The organism is Mesorhizobium sp. URHB0026 (assembly GCF_054059755.1).
Map to the genome: position 1 here is coordinate 3,679,800 of NZ_JBSSCN010000001.1, position 17,262 is coordinate 3,697,061.

17 protein-coding genes and 1 pseudogene are annotated in these 17,262 nt (G+C 63.7%); 9 read left to right on the forward strand and 9 right to left on the reverse strand.

The genetic code is table 11. From position 1 onward, the window contains the following. Positions 1 to 60 precede the first annotated feature (60 nt). The gene (gene groES, locus ACVWWD_RS18000) at positions 61 to 357 is read right to left on the reverse strand and encodes a co-chaperone GroES (protein WP_006203049.1); all 297 of its coding nucleotides are present in this window, start codon (positions 355 to 357) and stop codon (positions 61 to 63) included. Positions 358 to 550: 193 nt separating this feature from the next. After that, the gene (locus tag ACVWWD_RS18005) at positions 551 to 1,468 is read right to left on the reverse strand and encodes a class I SAM-dependent methyltransferase (RefSeq protein ID WP_457103220.1); all 918 of its coding nucleotides are present in this window, start codon (positions 1,466 to 1,468) and stop codon (positions 551 to 553) included. 51 nt (positions 1,469 to 1,519) lie between these two features. Between ACVWWD_RS18005 and ACVWWD_RS18010 the strand changes: the two genes are divergently transcribed. Next, on the forward strand, positions 1,520 to 2,287 hold the full coding sequence (locus ACVWWD_RS18010) for an ATP-grasp domain-containing protein (protein WP_245273930.1): 768 nt from the start codon (positions 1,520 to 1,522) through the stop codon (positions 2,285 to 2,287). A gap of 18 nt (positions 2,288 to 2,305) precedes the next feature. Here the strand turns inward: ACVWWD_RS18010 and ACVWWD_RS18015 are convergent, their stop codons facing one another. Then, on the reverse strand, positions 2,306 to 2,932 hold the full coding sequence (locus ACVWWD_RS18015; protein WP_023774570.1) for a TetR/AcrR family transcriptional regulator: 627 nt from the start codon (positions 2,930 to 2,932) through the stop codon (positions 2,306 to 2,308). A 124-nt stretch (positions 2,933 to 3,056) separates the two neighbouring features. Between ACVWWD_RS18015 and ACVWWD_RS18020 the strand changes: the two genes are divergently transcribed. The 4 genes from ACVWWD_RS18020 (at position 3,057) to ACVWWD_RS18035 (ending at position 7,720) form a co-directional block, all read left to right on the forward strand. Continuing rightward, positions 3,057 to 4,244 (forward strand): MFS transporter, encoded by a 1,188-nt coding sequence (locus ACVWWD_RS18020; protein WP_352553627.1) that lies wholly within the window; start codon positions 3,057 to 3,059, stop codon positions 4,242 to 4,244. 5 nt (positions 4,245 to 4,249) lie between these two features. Beyond that, complete coding sequence (locus ACVWWD_RS18025) at positions 4,250 to 5,551, forward strand: D-arabinono-1,4-lactone oxidase (protein WP_352553632.1); 1,302 nt, start codon at positions 4,250 to 4,252, stop codon at positions 5,549 to 5,551. Then, positions 5,548 to 6,693 carry an alanine racemase gene (locus ACVWWD_RS18030; RefSeq protein ID WP_352553625.1) on the forward strand — a complete coding sequence of 382 codons (1,146 nt, stop codon included), beginning with the start codon at positions 5,548 to 5,550 and terminating at the stop codon, positions 6,691 to 6,693. Before ACVWWD_RS18025 ends, ACVWWD_RS18030 begins: the two co-directional genes overlap by 4 nt. Positions 6,694 to 6,769: 76 nt before the next feature. Beyond that, positions 6,770 to 7,720, forward strand: a complete 951-nt coding sequence (locus tag ACVWWD_RS18035) for a bifunctional helix-turn-helix transcriptional regulator/GNAT family N-acetyltransferase (RefSeq protein ID WP_352553624.1) — start codon at positions 6,770 to 6,772, stop codon at positions 7,718 to 7,720. Positions 7,721 to 7,727: 7 nt separating this feature from the next. Here ACVWWD_RS18035 and ACVWWD_RS18040 read toward each other — a convergent pair whose 3' ends face one another. The 6 genes from ACVWWD_RS18040 to ACVWWD_RS18065 form a co-directional block, all read right to left on the reverse strand. After that, complete coding sequence (locus tag ACVWWD_RS18040) at positions 7,728 to 8,561, reverse strand: AraC family transcriptional regulator (RefSeq protein WP_352553622.1); 834 nt, start codon at positions 8,559 to 8,561, stop codon at positions 7,728 to 7,730. A 151-nt stretch (positions 8,562 to 8,712) separates the two neighbouring features. After that, positions 8,713 to 9,765, reverse strand: coding sequence for an ABC transporter permease (locus tag ACVWWD_RS18045; protein ID WP_352553620.1), 1,053 nt, complete (start codon positions 9,763 to 9,765; stop codon positions 8,713 to 8,715). Continuing rightward, positions 9,762 to 10,559: an ATP-binding cassette domain-containing protein gene (locus tag ACVWWD_RS18050; RefSeq protein WP_023774563.1), complete on the reverse strand. Its 798-nt coding sequence runs from the start codon at positions 10,557 to 10,559 to the stop codon at positions 9,762 to 9,764. The genes ACVWWD_RS18045 and ACVWWD_RS18050 overlap by 4 nt, the downstream gene beginning before the upstream one ends. 85 nt (positions 10,560 to 10,644) lie before the next feature. After that, entirely contained in the window at positions 10,645 to 11,658 is a 1,014-nt protein-coding gene (locus ACVWWD_RS18055) for a substrate-binding domain-containing protein (RefSeq protein ID WP_023774562.1), read from the reverse strand. 95 nt (positions 11,659 to 11,753) lie between these two features. Continuing rightward, positions 11,754 to 12,659: a sugar phosphate isomerase/epimerase family protein gene (locus ACVWWD_RS18060; protein ID WP_352553845.1), complete on the reverse strand. Its 906-nt coding sequence runs from the start codon at positions 12,657 to 12,659 to the stop codon at positions 11,754 to 11,756. Between the two features lie 2 nt (positions 12,660 to 12,661). Next, positions 12,662 to 13,693 carry a Gfo/Idh/MocA family protein gene (locus tag ACVWWD_RS18065; RefSeq protein WP_031248395.1) on the reverse strand — a complete coding sequence of 344 codons (1,032 nt, stop codon included), beginning with the start codon at positions 13,691 to 13,693 and terminating at the stop codon, positions 12,662 to 12,664. A gap of 169 nt (positions 13,694 to 13,862) precedes the next feature. Here ACVWWD_RS18065 and ACVWWD_RS18070 point away from each other — a divergent pair, with 169 nt between their 5' ends. From ACVWWD_RS18070 to ACVWWD_RS18085, 4 genes and pseudogenes are all read left to right on the forward strand, one after another. After that, a complete protein-coding gene (locus tag ACVWWD_RS18070; protein WP_023782971.1) occupies positions 13,863 to 14,888 on the forward strand; it encodes a LacI family DNA-binding transcriptional regulator in 1,026 nt (341 codons plus the stop codon). A gap of 184 nt (positions 14,889 to 15,072) precedes the next feature. Further along, positions 15,073 to 15,276, forward strand: a pseudogene (locus ACVWWD_RS18075) (iron chelate uptake ABC transporter family permease subunit); the annotation flags it as partial. A 171-nt stretch (positions 15,277 to 15,447) separates the two neighbouring features. Then, a complete protein-coding gene (locus tag ACVWWD_RS18080) occupies positions 15,448 to 15,927 on the forward strand; it encodes a MarR family winged helix-turn-helix transcriptional regulator (RefSeq protein WP_023774557.1) in 480 nt (159 codons plus the stop codon). Continuing rightward, positions 15,924 to 17,102, forward strand: a complete 1,179-nt coding sequence (locus ACVWWD_RS18085) for an HlyD family secretion protein (protein WP_457103221.1) — start codon at positions 15,924 to 15,926, stop codon at positions 17,100 to 17,102. The genes ACVWWD_RS18080 and ACVWWD_RS18085 overlap by 4 nt, the downstream gene beginning before the upstream one ends. Positions 17,103 to 17,262: the final 160 nt, after the last annotated feature.

Genomic DNA, 17,262 nt, shown 5'->3' on the forward strand with positions numbered 1-17,262 from the left:
AGCTCCTGGCAGGGGCTCGGATAGAGCCCGAAAAATTCGAGTTGAGGGTGAGGCCGATAATCAGCCGATGATGCCCATGATGTCGGATTCCTTCATGATCAGAAGGTCTTCGCCATTGAGCTTGACTTCGGTGCCCGACCACTTGCCGAACAGGATGCGGTCGCCGGCCTTGACGTCCAGCGGGACCAGCTTGCCAGCTTCGTCACGAGCGCCGGAGCCGACGGCGATGATCTCGCCTTCCTGCGGCTTTTCCTTCGCCGTGTCCGGGATGATGATCCCGCCGGCGGTCTTGGATTCGGATTCGACCCGGCGAACGACCACGCGGTCATGAAGCGGGCGGAACTTCGACTTTGCCATTTTTTCTTCCTCGAATGAGAACGGTGAGAAACAGTTCCTCCGTCCGGCGAAGCCGGACAACCTACAACATCCGGCGGCGCCGGAGCTGTGGTTAGCACTCACCAAAGGCGAGTGCTAACGTGGCGCTGAAATAGGCCGCCGGCCTGCCAGAGTCAAGGCGCGTGAATCGCCTCTTGATAGGATGGCGATGAACTTATCGAAGCTTGGCAGAACCGAGCACCAGGAGCGGGCAACGTTCCGCCAGGGGATAGCTGCCGCTTGGCACGACGCGCACCTGGTCGAACCACCCTCGCGCCTCGTCCACGAGCATGGCCAGCGTCGCGAAGCTGTACCTCGTTTCGGAGCCCGCATAGACATCGATCGTGTTGATGGATGCCATGCTCCATCCCGTGTCTGCCGCAAGAGCCTCCCGATCCGGAAACAGCTTGTCGAATGCCGCACGGACTGCCTGCACATCGACGCTGCTGTCGCAATCGACGGTCGTGCACGCCATGGCGATCCGCCATTTGAGCGCGTGGAAATTCTCGATTCCGCCGGCTCGGACCAGAGCTTCGATGCCGCGCAGGCCGTCCACGGTTTCCGGCCGAGCGAACACGCGGATCGCCGCGTGCCCGCCAGGCTTCATTACCCTTGCGATTTCACCGAACAGCGAACCGCGCGCGGCCTTGGTATCGACCGCCGACAGGCAGCCGTCACCGATGACCGCGTCGAAACTTTTCTGCGCGACCGGGAGGTCAAGCCAGTTGCCGGCCATCGCCCTTCGCGATGTGTTGTCGCCGGCCCATAGGCCAGAAATCATGGTGGCCGATTGATCGATCGCCAACATCGATCTGCCTAGAACAGCCAGTTCAGGTGTCACCCCAAGCAGAAGGACATCGGCATTTCCGAGATCGAGTTCGCGCTCGAATATGCCAACGGTTTCCGGCGTCGGCCGGAGGGGGGCGTCCAGGAGCTTCCAGTGTCGATGATAATTATCCCAATGATTCGTCATGCAGACCCGTTGGAGTCCAGGAAAGTCTGGCATTGATTGATTAGAGCCGCTTAATGGAAGTGGGGATGGAAGCCAAGGGGCTAGCTGGTGGCGCGCATCATTGTCATAACGCATGAGCATGACCGGTTCCTGGGTCACCGCGGCCTTCTGCTGCGCCGGAATAGCCGTTACATGCTTTTCGATGTTCTGGAGGACCTGAAAAGGAGGGGCCATTCAGTCCGGATTCAGCCTGGCCTCTCCGGACAATCCAGCGCCGATGTCGCGGTTCTGCACGTCGATGCGACAACGACGCCGGCAGATTATCTCGACTATGCGCGGAGTTTTCCCTTATGCCTCAATGTCGGGGCCGCCGACATATCGAAACGGCGGGTAAGCGGAGCGCTTCTGGCCAAGGGCAACGGCTGGCTGGGCCCGGTCATCGTCAAAAGCAATCTCAACAACCAGGGCATTCCGGAGACACGGCTCAATCGGCGGTCGAGGCGTGCCGGCCAACCGGCACCTTTTGCGCACGTGCCGGCCATGCCGTCCTACGAGGTCTACCAATCCCGGGACGACGTTCCCGATGGCGTCCTTGATCGGGATGATCTGGTCGTGGAAAAGTTCATCCCGGAAAAAGAACCTGACGGCTTTGCGGTGCGCTTCTGGGTGTTTTGCGGAGAGCGCGAGCGCTGCACCCGCTACGTCTCGCCAAACAGCATGGTCAAGGCATCGGAAACGATCCGGCGCGAGCCCGCCGCTGTTCCCGACGAACTGCGCGAACGGCGGCGTGAACTCGGCTTCGACTATGGGAAATTCGATTTCGTCATGCATGAGGGCAGGGCCATCCTCCTCGATGCCAACAAGACGCCCGGCCGCCCGCAGAACCTGGTGAAGATGTTCGCGGCCGGCGCTTCCGACCTGGCCGATGGTTTCGAAGGCCTCATCCGCCGGGCGAGATAGGTCCCCAATTGCCGGTCGCTAAAGAAACAGCCGCAACTGAGTGTGGATGATCGATCGGTAATCCTCGATGGTCCGGCGACCTTCCGCTTCGCCCTGCGCAAGCGCCAGGCGCACAACGCCGCCGGCGAGCTGGAAGATCAGCAGAACCATGCGTTCGAATTGCTCGTGCTTTTCCGGCTCGAGCAAGGCGATGACGTGGTCGCAGAACATTCTTGCTTGATGCCGGGTTTCGGCGATGTCGAGATTCTTCAGCGCCTTGTCGGCCTGGATGGCGTTCTGGAGATCTTGGATGGCCGGATCCCCGGCGACCCGGCCGAGGTAGTCGTCAAGCAACCGGTCGGACGCGGTGATGACGTCGGGCGCTTCGCGGACATCGGCGACGATCGCCGTCAATCGCGCGCGGCTGGCTTCGGAAAACCGCTCATAAAGCATTGCCAGGATCGCCGACTTGTTGGGAAAGTAGTGGTAGACGGTGGCGATCGGCCCGCCCGCATGCATGCCGACCTCCTTCATGGTGACGGCGTCGATGCCCTTCTCGCCGATCAGCCGCATGGTGGTCGACAGGATGGCGTCGATGCGCTCGCGGCTGCGCTCCTGCTTGGGCCTGCGCCTGGGCTCGGTGATCGTTCGACTTGCTTGGTTCATGCACCGATCTTTCGCACGAGTTCCCAAATTCCGGTTGACAAGAAATATGATCAAGTATCAGTTTCTGGAATGCTGACAGACTGTCAGCTTTTTTGGCGTGCGGCAAGGACGTTGGGAGGCGCCTTTGACTTCGACAAGCGCTGGTCTTCAGGGCGAAGGCGACTGGCTGGTCGGCAATCCCAGCGGCGGGCAGCTCGCCTCGGCCCTGTGGATCGGGTCGGTCGGCCTGCTCATTCTCGGTCTGCAGCCCGTCCTGCTCGGCGCCCTCTATACCGAGGGCCATGTCAGCGGCGACGAACTGGCGCTGGTCGCCACCGCCGAGATGATCGCCATCGCGATCGGTTCGGCGATCGTAGCGATGCTGCTTTCCGTCCACAACATGCGCTGGAAAAGTGCCGTCCTCCTGCTGCTCTTGGCGCTGGCCAATGTGTGGACCGCCTATGCCGCCGGCCCCAACACGCTGATGGCGGCCCGCGCGCTGGCCGGCCTTGCCGAAGGCGGCCTTGTCGCGGTCGCCACCGAACTGATTGCCCGTTCGCGGCGCGCCGAACGCATCGGCGGCTATTTCGTCACCATGCAGACCCTGGCGCAATGCGCTGTTGCCCTGGTGCTGGCGCTCTATGTCATTCCAGCCGCCGGGTCGGCGGGCGGCTTCCTCGTTCTTGCCGTCGTCTGCGTCGCGTCGCTGGTGGTCGCCTTTGCTGTCCCCGCCGAATATGCCGATCTGCCGAAGGACGAAAACCTCGCCAATGTGCTGACGGTTCCCTCGATCACCGCGCTGTTGTCGGTCTTCTGCTACTTCATGTTCTTCGGCGCCGTATGGGCTTTTCTGGAGCCGCTTGGCGTCCAATTCGGCATCGATGGCCGCACGGTGGGGCTGATCGTCTCGGCCAGCCTCGCGGCGCAGGTCCTAGGCGCCATGACGGCGACCGTGTTCGAGGCGCGGATCGACTATCGCCTTGCCATCGCGGCGATCGGCATCGTCGCGCTTGTCGCCTCGCTCGTGCTTGCCAGCGGACCTGGCCTCACGACATTCTGGGGCGTCGCCCTGGTCATGGGTTTTATCCTGCTGTTCATCGTGCCCTACCAGATCCGCCTGGCGATCACCGCCGACGAGACCCGCACCGCCGTGCTGCTGGTGCCGGCTGCCCAGCTTTTCGGCCTGGCGATCGGACCGGTCGCGGCGTCGCTGCTCGTCGACGGCAAGGAGTTTCGCCCGGTGCCCGAGTTCGCCGCCGCAAGTGCTGTCGCCAGCGTGGCGTTGCTCGGCCTGTTTGTCCTGGTGGCGCGGCGTCGCCGCGCGATTGCGTGAGCACCATGTCGAACGGCTGGAGCAACTGGTCCGGCTTTGTCACCGCCGAGCCGCGGCTGCTTGCCAGTCCGGCCGACGCCGGCGAACTCGGCGATCTCATTCGCACCGCACCCGGCCCGGTCCGCGTCGTCGGCGCCGGTCACTCCTTCACGCCACTGGTGAAGTCCCAAGGCACCATCCTGTCCCTGGAGAAGCTTGAAGGGCTGGTTGCTCATGACGCGAAAAAAAACCAGGCGCGCGTGCGGGCCGGGACGCGGCTTGGTCCGCTCATGCACATGCTGCAAGGCATCGGCCAGGGCCTGCCCAATATGGGCGACATCGACCGCCAGGCCATAGGCGGCGCGCTGGGCACGGCCACCCATGGCTCGGGCCCGACGCTGGGTGCCTATCACACACAGCTGGAAACGGTGCAGATCGTCGACGGGCTTGGCAAGGTCCGCGACTTCAAGCGGGAAGGGGATCAGGAAACGATCCATGCGATCGGCGTTGCGCTTGGCGCCTTCGGTGTGCTCAGCGAAGTGACGTTGAACAACATCGCGACCTACCGGCTGCGGCGCCGCAAATGGGTGCTGCCGATAGCCGACATGCTGCGCGATTTCGAAACGATGATGAACGAGCACCGGTCGGCCGAATTTTACTACATCCCATTTTCAGGCTACGCGCAGTTCATCGCCAGCGACTTCAGCACCGAGGCGACCACCCCGCGCCCGACCGACGATGACGAGGGCTCCCTGCGCACGCTGCGCCGCTTGCGCACCGGGCTTGCCTGGCTGCCGTCGCTGCGCCGCGGGCTGATCCTGGGCGCGGTCGCCAAGGTGCCGGCCGAGGATTACGTGCAGGACTGGCTCAACGTCTATGCCAGCGACCGGCAGACCAGGTTCAACGAGATGGAATATCACCTTCCGTTCGAGGAGGGGCCGAAGGCGCTGGCCGAGATCATCCAACTGACCGAGAAGCATTTCCCGGAAGTCTATTTCCCGATGGAGGTGCGGTCGGTGGCATCGGACGAATTCTGGCTCTCGCCTTTCCACAAAAGGCTCACCTGTTCCATCGCCATCCACCATGACGCGGCGAGCGATCCGTTGCCGTTCATGCGCGCGGCCGAGCCGATCTTCCGCAGATATGGCGGCAGGCCCCATTGGGGCAAGATGCACAGCCTGAAAGCGGCCGACCTGAAAAAGCTCTATCCGCGCTGGGACGATGCGATGGCGGCGCGCCGCGACATAGATCCGCAGAACCGCTTCGTCTCGCCCTACATGGCCGACCTGTTCGGCATCGAACCCAGTTCTTTCGGCATCCAGCCATGAAGGCGTATTTCGCCACGCTTTCGGATGCGCTGAAAGAGGCGGGCATTTTCCAACCCTGCCTGCTGCTCGACCTCGATCGGCTGGATGGCAACATTGCCCTGGTGAAGCAGAGGCTTGACCCCAGCCTTGCCGTGAGGGTGGTCGACAAGTCGCTCGCTTGCCTGCCGCTGCTCTCCCATATCGGCAAGGCGCTTGGAACCCACCGCCTCATGACCTTCCATCCGCCGATCACCGAGGCGGTGCTGAGGGCGTTCCCGGATGCGGATCTGCTGTATGGCAAACCGATTCCGGTTGGCGCGGCAAGGGCGGTGCTTTCCAGAGGCGGTTTAGCCTGGTCGCGGGTCTGTTGGCTGATCGATACACAGGAGAGGCTGGCGGAATATGGCGTGCTCGCCGACGAACTCGGCGTCGAATTGCGCGTCGCATTCGAAATCGATGTCGGACTGCATCGCGGCGGCTTTACCGAACCGGCGGCCCTGTCGCGGGCGCTGAATGCCCTGCCCACCCACAAAGCGCTGCGCTGCGAAGGCGTCATGGCCTATGAGGCGCATGCGCCGCACATACCCGGCCTGTTTGGTGGACCGGCCAAGGCGTTGGCGCGAGCCTCCGAACAGGCCGCCGCTTTCGTCGCACGCCTTGGCGCGGACCAGCGCCATATCCTGAACATCGGCGGCAGCAAGACCGCGCTGCTTCATCATGGCGGCATTGCCAATGAAGTGTCGATGGGCTCGGCCTTCGTCCTACCCGTCGATTTCGACACGCCCGGCCTTGATGGCTTCCAGCCGGCGGCCTTCATCGCGACGCCAATCCTGAAAGTGGTCGAGCCGATGCTGCCTGGCCCGCCGGCGGTCTCACGTCTGCTGCAGGCGCTCGGCCGGTTTCCGCGCAAGGGCTGCTATGTCTATGGCGGCAAGTGGATGGCCGAACCGTTGTTTCCCGAAGGCATGAGGACAAACGGCCTGATTGGCCTATCTTCCAACCAGCAGTTCATGGGTCTGCTCGCCCAGGCCGTCGTCAGCCCCGGCGACTATGCGTTCCTGCGGCCGACGCAGAGCGAGGCCGTGCTGCAGCAGTTCGGACCGATCGCGGTGCTTTCCGGTGGCAGGATCGTCGACCGCTGGCCGGTGTTGCCGATGATGTAGGCATCTCGGGCACCTTCCTTGATAGTTGACTCCGTCAAGTAAATGATCGATCCTGTGCCGGCAGGAGATGACTCGAATGACAATCCACCATCAGCCAGACAAGGCTGCGCCGAACAAGGACCTGATCGATGCGGTGCGGGCGTTCAACCGCTTCTACACCCGCCAGATCGGACTGCTTGATGAAGGGCTGCTGAAGAGCGCCTTCTCGCTGACCGAGGCACGCGTGCTCTACGAACTGGCGCATCGTGACGGACTGACCGCGACCGATCTCGGGCGCGATCTCGGTCTCGACGCCGGCTATGTCAGCCGTTTGCTGAAGAAGTTCGAGCGCCTTCACCTCATCTCCAGGGCCACCCTGGCTTCGGACGCTCGGCAATCGTCGATCGCGCTGACGCCGGCGGGCAGGAACGCCTTCGCGCCGCTTAACAAGGGTTCGCACGATCAGGTCGCGGCGCTGCTCGATCGTCTGCCTGCGTCGGAGCAGGACCGGCTGGTCAAGTCTATGCGGACCGTGCAGCGTCTGCTGGATGTCGATGGCGCGCTCAAAATCCCTTATCTGCTGCGGCCGCTGCAGGTCGGCGACATTGGCTGGATCATCCGCCGGCAAGGCATGCTCTACGCGCAGGATTATGGCTGGGATGCAACCTATGAGGCGCTGGTCGCCGAAATCCTCGCGGCGTTCGTAAAATCCTACGATCCGAAATGGGAGCGCGGCTGGGTCGCCGAGCGGGAAGGCGAGGTCGTCGGCTCGGTCTTCGTCGTGCGCAAGTCGGATCAGGTGGCCAAGCTGCGGCTGCTCTATGTCGAACCTTCGGCACGGGGTCTCGGCATCGGCAAGCGCCTAGTCGAGGAATGCATCGGCTTTGCCCGCGCCAGGGGGTACAGAACGCTGACCCTATGGACCAACGACATTCTGACCGCCGCCCGGCACATTTACCAGGCGGCCGGTTTCAAGCTGATCGAGGAAGAGCCTCACCATTCCTTCGGCAACGATCTGATCGGCCAGAACTGGGAACTGGAGCTGTAGCGGCGCGTCATGCCTTGACCGGCACCCAGATCTCCAGCCCGCCATTGCCGGTGCGGGCATCGAATTCAGGCCCGTAGCGCTCGAATTCCGGCGCATCGGCAACCTCATGGCCGGATGCGGGCAGCCAGCTGTTCCAGATGGTGTTGATCGTGCGCCGGATGGTCGAGATGTGTTCGCGATGCGTGAAAGCGGCGTATTTCCGCGCCGGCACCCGCACCCGTTGGAATTCCTTCGGCAGATCGGCGAAGTCGCGCACCTCGACGCCGACGACATAATCGAAATTGCCGGCATCGTCGCCGTTGAGGCAGACGCCGTAGAAAACGCCGGCCACTTGCCCGGGGATGTGGCCGATATAGGGAGCGAAGCGCTGCCATTGCATCGGAATGCCGGCGCTGGACTCACAACTGTAGCGCTCGCCCAGTCCGGCGATGAGGAATGGCCGGCTGGTCTCGAACCGCGGTGGTTCAAGTGTGGTCAAAAGCGAATTGTCCATCAGGATGGGCTCCACAAGGTCGAGGGTCTCAGTCGAACCTTGCGCGCGCACCAACTCCGGCGTGGTGCCGAACTGGTCGCGGAAGGCCCGGGTGAATGCCTCATGCGAGTTGTAGCCGGCGTCGAGCGCGACGCACAGGATGTCGGGCGCGCCGCCGGCCAGCCTTCGCGCCGCCTCGGTCAGCCGGCGCGAGCGCATGTAACCCATGACGGAGCGGCCGGTGGCGGCGCCGAAGGCGCGCGTCACATGAAAGCGCGACGCGCCGCTGCTTTGGGCGACGTCGTCGAGCGTAACAGCCTCCGGCAGGTGGCTTTCCACAAACCATAGCGCCTTCTCGGTCGGGTTCATGTGTTCCTCGCATGTGGCGTCCTCACTCTGGCGCCTCGTTGCCCGGCCAGCTTGATCGAAATTGCGCATCGCGCAAATAGGCGATCGGGCCGCGCGGTGTCGTCCGAGCGGCCTGTCGTCTATCGTTGGCTCGGATCGCCAGCCGGCTGGTTCAGCGGTAGCGCGCCTGGTTCCATTTGTGGCCAAGCAGGGAGAGGATGATGATCAGCCCGTTGAAGAACTGGACGTAGAAGCCGCTGAGGCCAGCCGCCACGACGCCGGTTTGGATAAACGACACCGTGACGGCGCCGATCGCGCCGCCGGCCACGGTGCCGATGCCACCCCAGGTCGGCGTGCCGCCGACGAACACCGAGGCCAGCACCGGCAAGAGATAACCGTCGCCGGCGGTTGGCCACCAGGTGAAGTTGATCATCACCGAGAAGGTGCCGGCGATCGCGGCCCCGATGCCGACGAAGACGAACACTTTCACCCGCACGCGCTTGACGTCGATTCCCATCTGCTGGGCACTGTCGGGATTGTCACCGACCACCTTCACCTGCGCGCCGAAGCGGTGGCGGTTGTAGAGCATCGCCGAAAAGACGACGAAGGCGATGGCCCAGAAAATTTGCACCGGAATGCCCAGGACCTGGCTGGAGAAGATCCTGTAGGCCCAGCTGTCGGCAAGGCTGGTCAGCGAAGTCGATCTGCCCTCATTGATGATCTGAATCAGGCCGCGCAGCAGGAAATTCATGCCGAGCGTGGCGATCAGCGACGACAGCCCGCCATAGACCACCAGCGACCCGACGAGGAAGCCGAGCAGCGTGCCGGTGACCAGCGCCGCCGCGATGCCGAGGAACGGATCGTAGCCCGCCTGCACCACCAGCGCGAAGACCCAGGAGGCAAACCCCATCGTCGCGGGAAACGACAGGTCGATCTCGCCGCAGGTGACGACGAAGACCAGCGGCACGACCACGAACAGCGCCACCGGAAGCGTGGTGAGCACGGCGCTGTAGAGATACCAAGTTGTGAAGACCGTCGGGTTGGCGATCATGAAGACCGCCATCATGACGACGAACACGCCGAGCGTGCCAAGCGAGGCGCGGTTGTCAAGGATGAAGCCGCGCATCCAGTGATCGGACGGGTGCTTCCACTCGTTCTGAGAACTGCCTTGGCGGGAAATGCCGGCCGACGGCTCGTGCAGATCGGGCTGCATGGTCTTGCTCATCGTGCTCTCTGCTCCGCGTCGCCGGTGTCGTGCAGCCCAGCCAACCCGCCCGGATGCGCAACGTCTTCCATGAAGTTGATGAGGTCTTCGGCCGACTTGACCTCGCCGCGGTCGGCGGTGAGCGCGACCTTGCCGCGATCCAGCACCACGAAGCGATCGGCGATGTCGAAGACATGATGGATGTTATGGCCGATGAACAGGATGGAGCGGCCGCTCGCCCGCACCTGGCGCACGAAATGGAAGACCTTGGCGGTCTCGGTCAGAGACAGCGCCGTCGTCGGTTCGTCGAGGACGATCAGTTCCGCCTGCTTGTAGATGGCGCGCGCGATCGCCACGCCCTGGCGTTCACCGCCCGAAAGCTGGCCGACGATCGAATGCGGCGTGAACACTTTCGAGGTGAAGCCGATCTCGCGCATCAGCCGGCTCGCTTCCTCGATTTCCTTGCCGACCTTCAGCCAGCCCAAAGGGCCGGTGAGTTCGCGGCCCATGAAGATGTTGCGGACGATCGTTTGCTGCACGGCCAGCGCCCGGTCCTGGAACACCGTTTCAATGCCGGCCTCGCGCGAACGTGCCGCATTCCATCCGGTCACCGGCTTGCCGCGGATGAGGATCTCGCCGCTGGTCGGCTTGACCACACCGGAGAGGATCTTGATCAGCGTCGACTTGCCGGCGCCGTTGTCGCCGATGAGGCCGACCACCTCGCCGCGATCGACGCTGAGGTTGACCCCGCCAAGTGCGTAGACATGGCCGTAGGACTTGGCGATATCGCGCAGTTCTATGAGACGTTCGGCCATCGCATCCTCGCTTGATTGTCTGGCACCAGCCTTCTCGCCAGCGGCCCCGCCGGCCGGGCCTGATCCCGGCCGGCGGCTTGGGAGGTCAGCGCAGCGCCTGCTTGGCGAGTTCTGCGACGATCTCGTAATTTTCGGGCGTGACGAAACCGGCGCCGGTGTCGACATTCATAGGCGCCAGACCCAGCACCACCTGCTGGCACAGGCTGAGGATCGGCAGATAGCCCTGCAGGAATGGCTGCTGGTCGGCCGTCAATTGCACCCAGCCCCCCTTGAAGCCCTCGACGATCTGCGGACTGGTGTCGAAGCCGAAATTGAAGATGTCGCCAGGCTTTCTGCCAGCTGCCTGCATGTAGGTGGCGACATTGCCGAGCATCTGTCCGCCGGGATAGCCGACGGCCTTGACATCAGGATTGTTGAGCAGCGCTGCCGTAAGCACCGGTATCGCCAGATTGGGGTCGGAAGCCCATTCGCCGCTCGGCGGCGACGACAGCTGGATGACTTCGACGCCCGCCTCCTTCAAGGCCGCCACCGTGCCGCGCTCGCGTGCGCCGCGGCTCTCGTTCTCGAACGGGCCGATCATGATCGCCTTGTCGCCTGCCTTCAGCTTGCCGAGCTTGAACGCTTCGGCGCCGAGTGCGCGGCCCTGCTGTTCCTGCTGCGCGCCGATATAGCCGCCACCGAATGCCGCCGTCACCTTCGGCACCGGGACGTTCTGGTACATCATCTTGATGCCCTCCTTATGCGCCTCGTCGGCGAGCGGCATGATCGCGGCGTCGCCCGGATGGCCCATCATGGCGATGCCCTGGGGCTTGACCGCGACCGCTTCGCGCAATTGCTGCACCATCTTCTCCGCGTCCCACTGGGAGAAGATGTAGTCGACCTTGGGCCCGAGATCGGCCGCTGCCTGCTTGGCGCCATTGTAGACGATGGTGCCGAAGGCGTCGCCCTCGGCGCCGCCGACGAAGAAGCGGATGTGGACGTCCTTGCACCATTGGGCGTCGAGCGCCTGCGCCGGCAAGGTGAAGATTGCGGCGGTAAGCGCCGTGGCTGCTGCCACGACGGTCGTGCGCAGAAGTGTCGTCCTGATCGCGATGCTCATGCACGTTCCTCCCATGTTTTCCTCGTCAGCCGAGGGCCTTTGAACGATTGCTTTGGCAATGCCACTTGCGGCCGGCTCCTCCCGCCGACCGATCCTCACGCCGGATTTTGCAGGTAGCTCGCACCTCCCCGGCATAGTTTGAGATACTCCAGGGCGCGTGCCTGCCCCGTGATCTCGAGGTCGCCGCGATAGACCGGGTCGTGCCAGCCTTCGATGTCGATGGCGCCCTTGTACCCGGCCAGCCTGAGTTCACTGATCACCCGGGTCCAGTCGCTGTCGCCGAAGCCGGGCGTGCGCATCTGCACGAAGGGCAGGCGGCCGAACACGCCGTGCTCGCGGATGACGTCCCAGCGCACCGTGGCGTCCTTGCCGTGGACATGAAAGATGCGATGCGCCCATTTGCGGATCTGCGGCATCGGATCGATCAGGTAGACGAGTTGGTGGCAGGGCTCCCATTCGAGACCGAGATTGTCATTGGGCAATTCGTTGAACATCAGCTCCCAGGCATCCGGATTGTGGGCGATATTCCAGTCTCCGCCGGCCCAATTGCCGTCCATGGCGCAATTCTCGAAGGCGATGCGCACGCCCTTGTCGGCGGCGCGTCTGGCCAGTTCGCCCCATACCTCGCGATAGCGCGGTAGGCTGTCGGTCAGCGGTTTCCCGCGGATGCGGCCGGTGAAGCCGCTGACCAGCGTGGTGCCGAACAGATGGGCGTTGTCGATGACCGTTTTCCAGGCATCGAGCACGCCGCGGTCGGTGTCGCCGCTCTCGAGCGGATTGCCGAACATGCCGATCGAACTGACGGTGACGTCGGCATCGCCGATCGCCTCTTCGATCTCTCCGGCGAGCCGCGCCAGATCCTTGCCGCCGAGCGTCTGCCAGAAGAAGGGCTGGATGCTCTCGAAGCCGAGCGGCAGGATTTGCCTGACATAGGCGGCCGGGTCTTCGAGATTGGCCCGCACCATGGTGCCGATCCTGATGTCGAGAAGCGGGTTCGGCATGGTCATCCTTCCTGCGATGCGATGTTCACGCGACGACCGGTCTCGGCGCTCTCGATCGCCGCGAAGACCATGGCCAGGCTCTTGATGTTGTCCGAGCCCCGCGTCTCCGGCTCGGTGCCGGTTTTCACGGCTTGCACGAAGTCGGCAATGACCCCGAGATGCCCGCCGATACGGTCGGACGGATCGAGGGGAGGCACCGTCACCGGCCCGACCTTGTCGATCAGGCCTTCGCGCTCCGGCAGCACGACTTCCGCCTTCACCTCGTCATGGCCGTCCCAGATCAGGCTGCCGCGCTCACCGACGATACGCCAGCTGCCCTCCCAACTGGTGCGAAAGCCGTCGGCGCACCAGCTGCCCCGATAGGTGAACATCCTGTTTCGGCCAAGCTCGAAAGTGGCGCTTGCCGACGACCCTTGCCGATACCAGGAATTGGCCGGCTCCCATTCCTGGCAATAGACGTCGGCCGGTTCGCCGTTGACCATGTAGCGAGCGGCATCGAAGGTGTGGATCGCCATGTCGAGCAACAGCACGTGACGCATCTCTTCGCGAAAGCCGCCAAAATGCGGCGCCACGAAAAAATCCGCGTGGATGCTGGTCGGCGCGCCGATGGCGCCGGAATCGAGAAAGCGACGGATGCGCCGGACATTGGCGACATAGCGGCGGTTCTGAACGACGGCGTGGACGCGGCCGGCGCGCCGCGCGGCGTCTACGATGGCGCGGGCGTTGGCCGGACTGTCGGCGAGGGGCTTTTCCGTCAGCAGGTGACAGTGATGGGCAAAGGCCGAATTGGCCACCTGGCGGCGGGCGGCCGGAACGACCACGTCGAACACCGCATCGGCTTTGGTCTGATCCAGAATGACGTCGAGATCGGTGCCGATCGCGACCCCTGCAAGTTCGTATTCGCGGGCTCGCTGGCGTGCCCTGTCGGCGTCGAGGTCGACGAGACCGGCAATCCTGATTTCAGGGGACTGACGGGCGGCCTCGAGCCACGTTTTGCTCATGGCTCCGCACCCGACCAGGACGACGTGCAGCATCCGGCGCTCCTCCGCCAACCCCTCCCGGTTGGCATTCACGGCCCTTCCGTAAACGTTTACGATGACACACCCGAAGGCGTAGAATGTCAACCGGATTTGTGGGCCGTTCGTCTGTGTGGCCTTGGCCGCAAGGTCCGCTAATGTTAGCGGGAACGGAAGGGGATTGGTCTTGGCATCCAGCATTCACGATCTTGCGCGTCATTTGAATATTTCGATCGGCACGGTGTCCCGCGCGCTCAATGGGCGCGCCGATGTCAATGCCGAGACGCGGCAGCGCGTGCTCGATGCGGCGCGCCTACTCAACTATTCACCCAACCAGTCGGGCAGGAACCTGCGCCGAGGCACCACCCATGCCGTTGCTTTCATGCTGCAGCCCCACCCGGGCGATCAGCAATATGGCGAGCCGTTTTTCATTCCGTTTCTGAGCGGGCTGCAAGCGGCACTGGCCGAGCACGGGCTCGACCTGATCATCGTCATGGGCGCGCCCGCCGATTATCAGCAGGAGCGCCTGCGACGGGTCGTCGAGACACGCCGCGCCGATGCCGTGCTGCTGGCCTGGACCCGGCGTGAGGACGATCGCATCGACTATCTCAGCAGCGCCGGCTTTCCGTTTGCGACGCTTGGCCGAAGCCAGTCGGGTGACGAGACCTATCCCTCGCTCGACCTCGATTTCGAGAAGGCGGGCGCCGACGCAGTCGACCGCCTGGTTGCACGCGGCCACCGCCGCATCGCCGCCATCCGGCCGTCGCTCGACCTAAACTTCGGCTATCTGTTTCTTGATGGCTATCGCAAGGCGCTGCGGCGGCACGGCATCGACATCGATCCCGAGCTGATAGCCGACGGCTTCATCAACGAAGCCGGCGGGTACGCGGTGACGCCGCAAGTCATGCGCTCGAAGGATCCGCCCACAGCGATCATCTTCAACAATGACGCGATGGCGCTCGGCGGCTGCAAGGCGCTTGCCGAGATGGGGATCATGCCCGGCCAGGGCATCGCGGTGATCGTCATCGTCGATACGCCGCTCTGCCGCTATTTCTCCCCGGCGCTGACCGCTTTCCGTCCGGCATTGGAGCCGATGGGACGGCGGCTCGGCGAAATCCTGCTCGCCTCGTTGCCGGCTTTCGCCGGCAGCGAGGGGCCGCAGACCATCCGGGAAGTCTGGCCGCTGGAACTGGTCGCGCGTGACAGTGACTGACCACATGCCTGTATTGTTACAACATGACAAAGACCGCCGCCTTGGCTCGCCGCCGCGCGCGGCCTAGGCTGCGGCTCGTGATGGTCCCAGGCCGAAAGGCGAGGGGTCAAAAAGGGAACGCGGTTAGACCGTCGGCAAGATCGTCGTCGACCTGCGGCTGCCGCGCACGATCCTGGCGATCTGTGTCGGACCGATGATCCCCCATCTGTCGCGGCCGCTGCCCGGTCCCTTGCATCTGCGCCTGATCGCAAGCAGCGCGCTGTTCGGGGCGGTGCTCCTTTTGGCAAGCGATCTTCTGGCTCGGACCTTGCTGCCGCCGCAGGAACCGCCGATCGGCATCATCACCAGCTCGTTCGGCGCGTTCTTCGTCGTTATCATGATTGTCTGAAACCGCCTTTGACAAAGGCATCTTCCGTGGCTTTCAGGCGTTGTCGCGGACGGGTACGGCGTTCACGCGGCGCCAACCAGGATCGAGTTGCAGGTCCGCCACACGTGTTTGCCGGCTTTCATCGCGAAATGGCATCTTGAATAGTAAGCACGCTTATTATATATATCGCTCATGGTTTCAGATGGCATCGATAGATTGGGATTTTTGATCCACGACGTGCAACGCCTGATGCGCAAGCGCTTTGAGGCGCGTGCCAGCGGGCTCGGCCTGTCTTCGGCGCAATGGCGGCTTCTGGTCCGCGTTGCCAAGGAGGCGGGCGTTGCACAGGCGCGGCTCGCCGAACTGCTCGAAATCGAGCCGATCAGCGTTTCACGCCTGGTCGACCGGATGGAGGAGGGCGGCTGGATCGAGCGCCGCTCCGACGCGGCCGACCGGCGCGTACGCATGATCTTCCCGACCGAGAAGGCGAATGCGGCCTATGCGGAGGTCAAGAGCCTTGCCGGCGAGGTCTATGAGGAATCGCTGAGCGGCGTTTCGCCGGAAGACCGGCGCGTCCTGATCCGGGCGCTGGATGTAATCGTGCAAAATCTGACGGAAAGCGAAGCTTCGTCGCTTGAAAAGATCAAGAGTGCGGAAGGTGCGACAGCATGAACGCGGTAGCCAAGGTAGAAGAAAACGCTCCCAAGGTGGAGATGGAAAAGCCGGTCCAACCGGCACCAACCCCGGTCGCGGTCGCTCCTCCCGTGCAACCCGCACCGGCGCCGAAGAAGAAGCGCCGCATCGGCCGCTTCTTCTTGATGTTCGCCTTGCCGGCGGCATTGATCATCGGCGGCGGCTATGTCTGGGTGACTGGCGGGCGCTACCAGGAAACGGAAAACGCCAATCTGCAGCAGGCCAAGGTGTCGATCGCCTCTGATACGGCCGGTCGCATCGTCCAGGTCGCCATATCGGACAACCAGACGGTCAAGCACGGCGAGCTCCTGTTCGCCATCGATCCCGAGCCCTACCGGATCGCGCTCGCCCAGGCGGACGCCGCGGTCGCTACCGCGCGCCTCAATGTCGAGCAGTTGCGCGCGGCCTATAGCCAGGCGCTGTCGCAGCAGAAGTCCGCTGCCAGCGAGGTCGACTATGCGCAGTCGCAATTCGATCGCGCCGCCGATCTTGCCCAGAAGGGCATCAACGCCAAGTCGTCGCTGGATCAGGCCAAGAACGATCTCGACAAAGCCAGGCAGCAACTGGCTGTTGCCGAGCAAGGCATCGTCAGCGCCAAGGCGGCACTCGGCGGCAACCCCGACATCAAAACCGACAAGCATCCGACGGTGATGTCGGCGCTCGCGGCGCGCGACAAGGCTGCCTATGATCTGGAGCAAACGACGGTGAAGGCGCCTGCCGATGGTGTCGTCTATCAAGCCGCGTCCTTCAAGGTCGGCCAGTATGTCGGCTCCGGCACGCCATTGTTTGCGCTGGTCGAGACCGGCGACACCTGGGTCGACGCCAATTTCAAGGAAACCCAACTGACCAACATGAAGCCGGGCCAGAAGGCGGAGATTGTGGTCGACACCTATCCGGGCAGGACCTTCGAGGCGACGGTCAGGGCTATCGGTGCCGGTACCGGTGCGGACTTCTCGCTGCTGCCCGCCCAGAACGCCACCGGCAACTGGGTCAAGGTCACCCAGCGCATCCCGGTGCGCCTGGAACTGACCGACCCCGACGCCAAGATGGCGCTGCGCACCGGCATGAGCGCCTCTGTTACGGTCGATACGGGCGTCGCGCGTGGCTGGCCGTCGATCTTCGGTCACGCTACGGCCGGCGAGCCCGCGAAGTAGTCGGCGGAAGCCCGCGGGCACCAGGCGGGTTAAAGCGAGTTGGAGGATTGGTCTGACGGGAGGGGTGGGAAGGATCAGCGTTTGGGCCGAGCCGCGTGGCAGGCGTCCAAAATCTGAAATCTTCGACACGGACCTGTCGGTCCTCAGGTTTCCGGGCGGC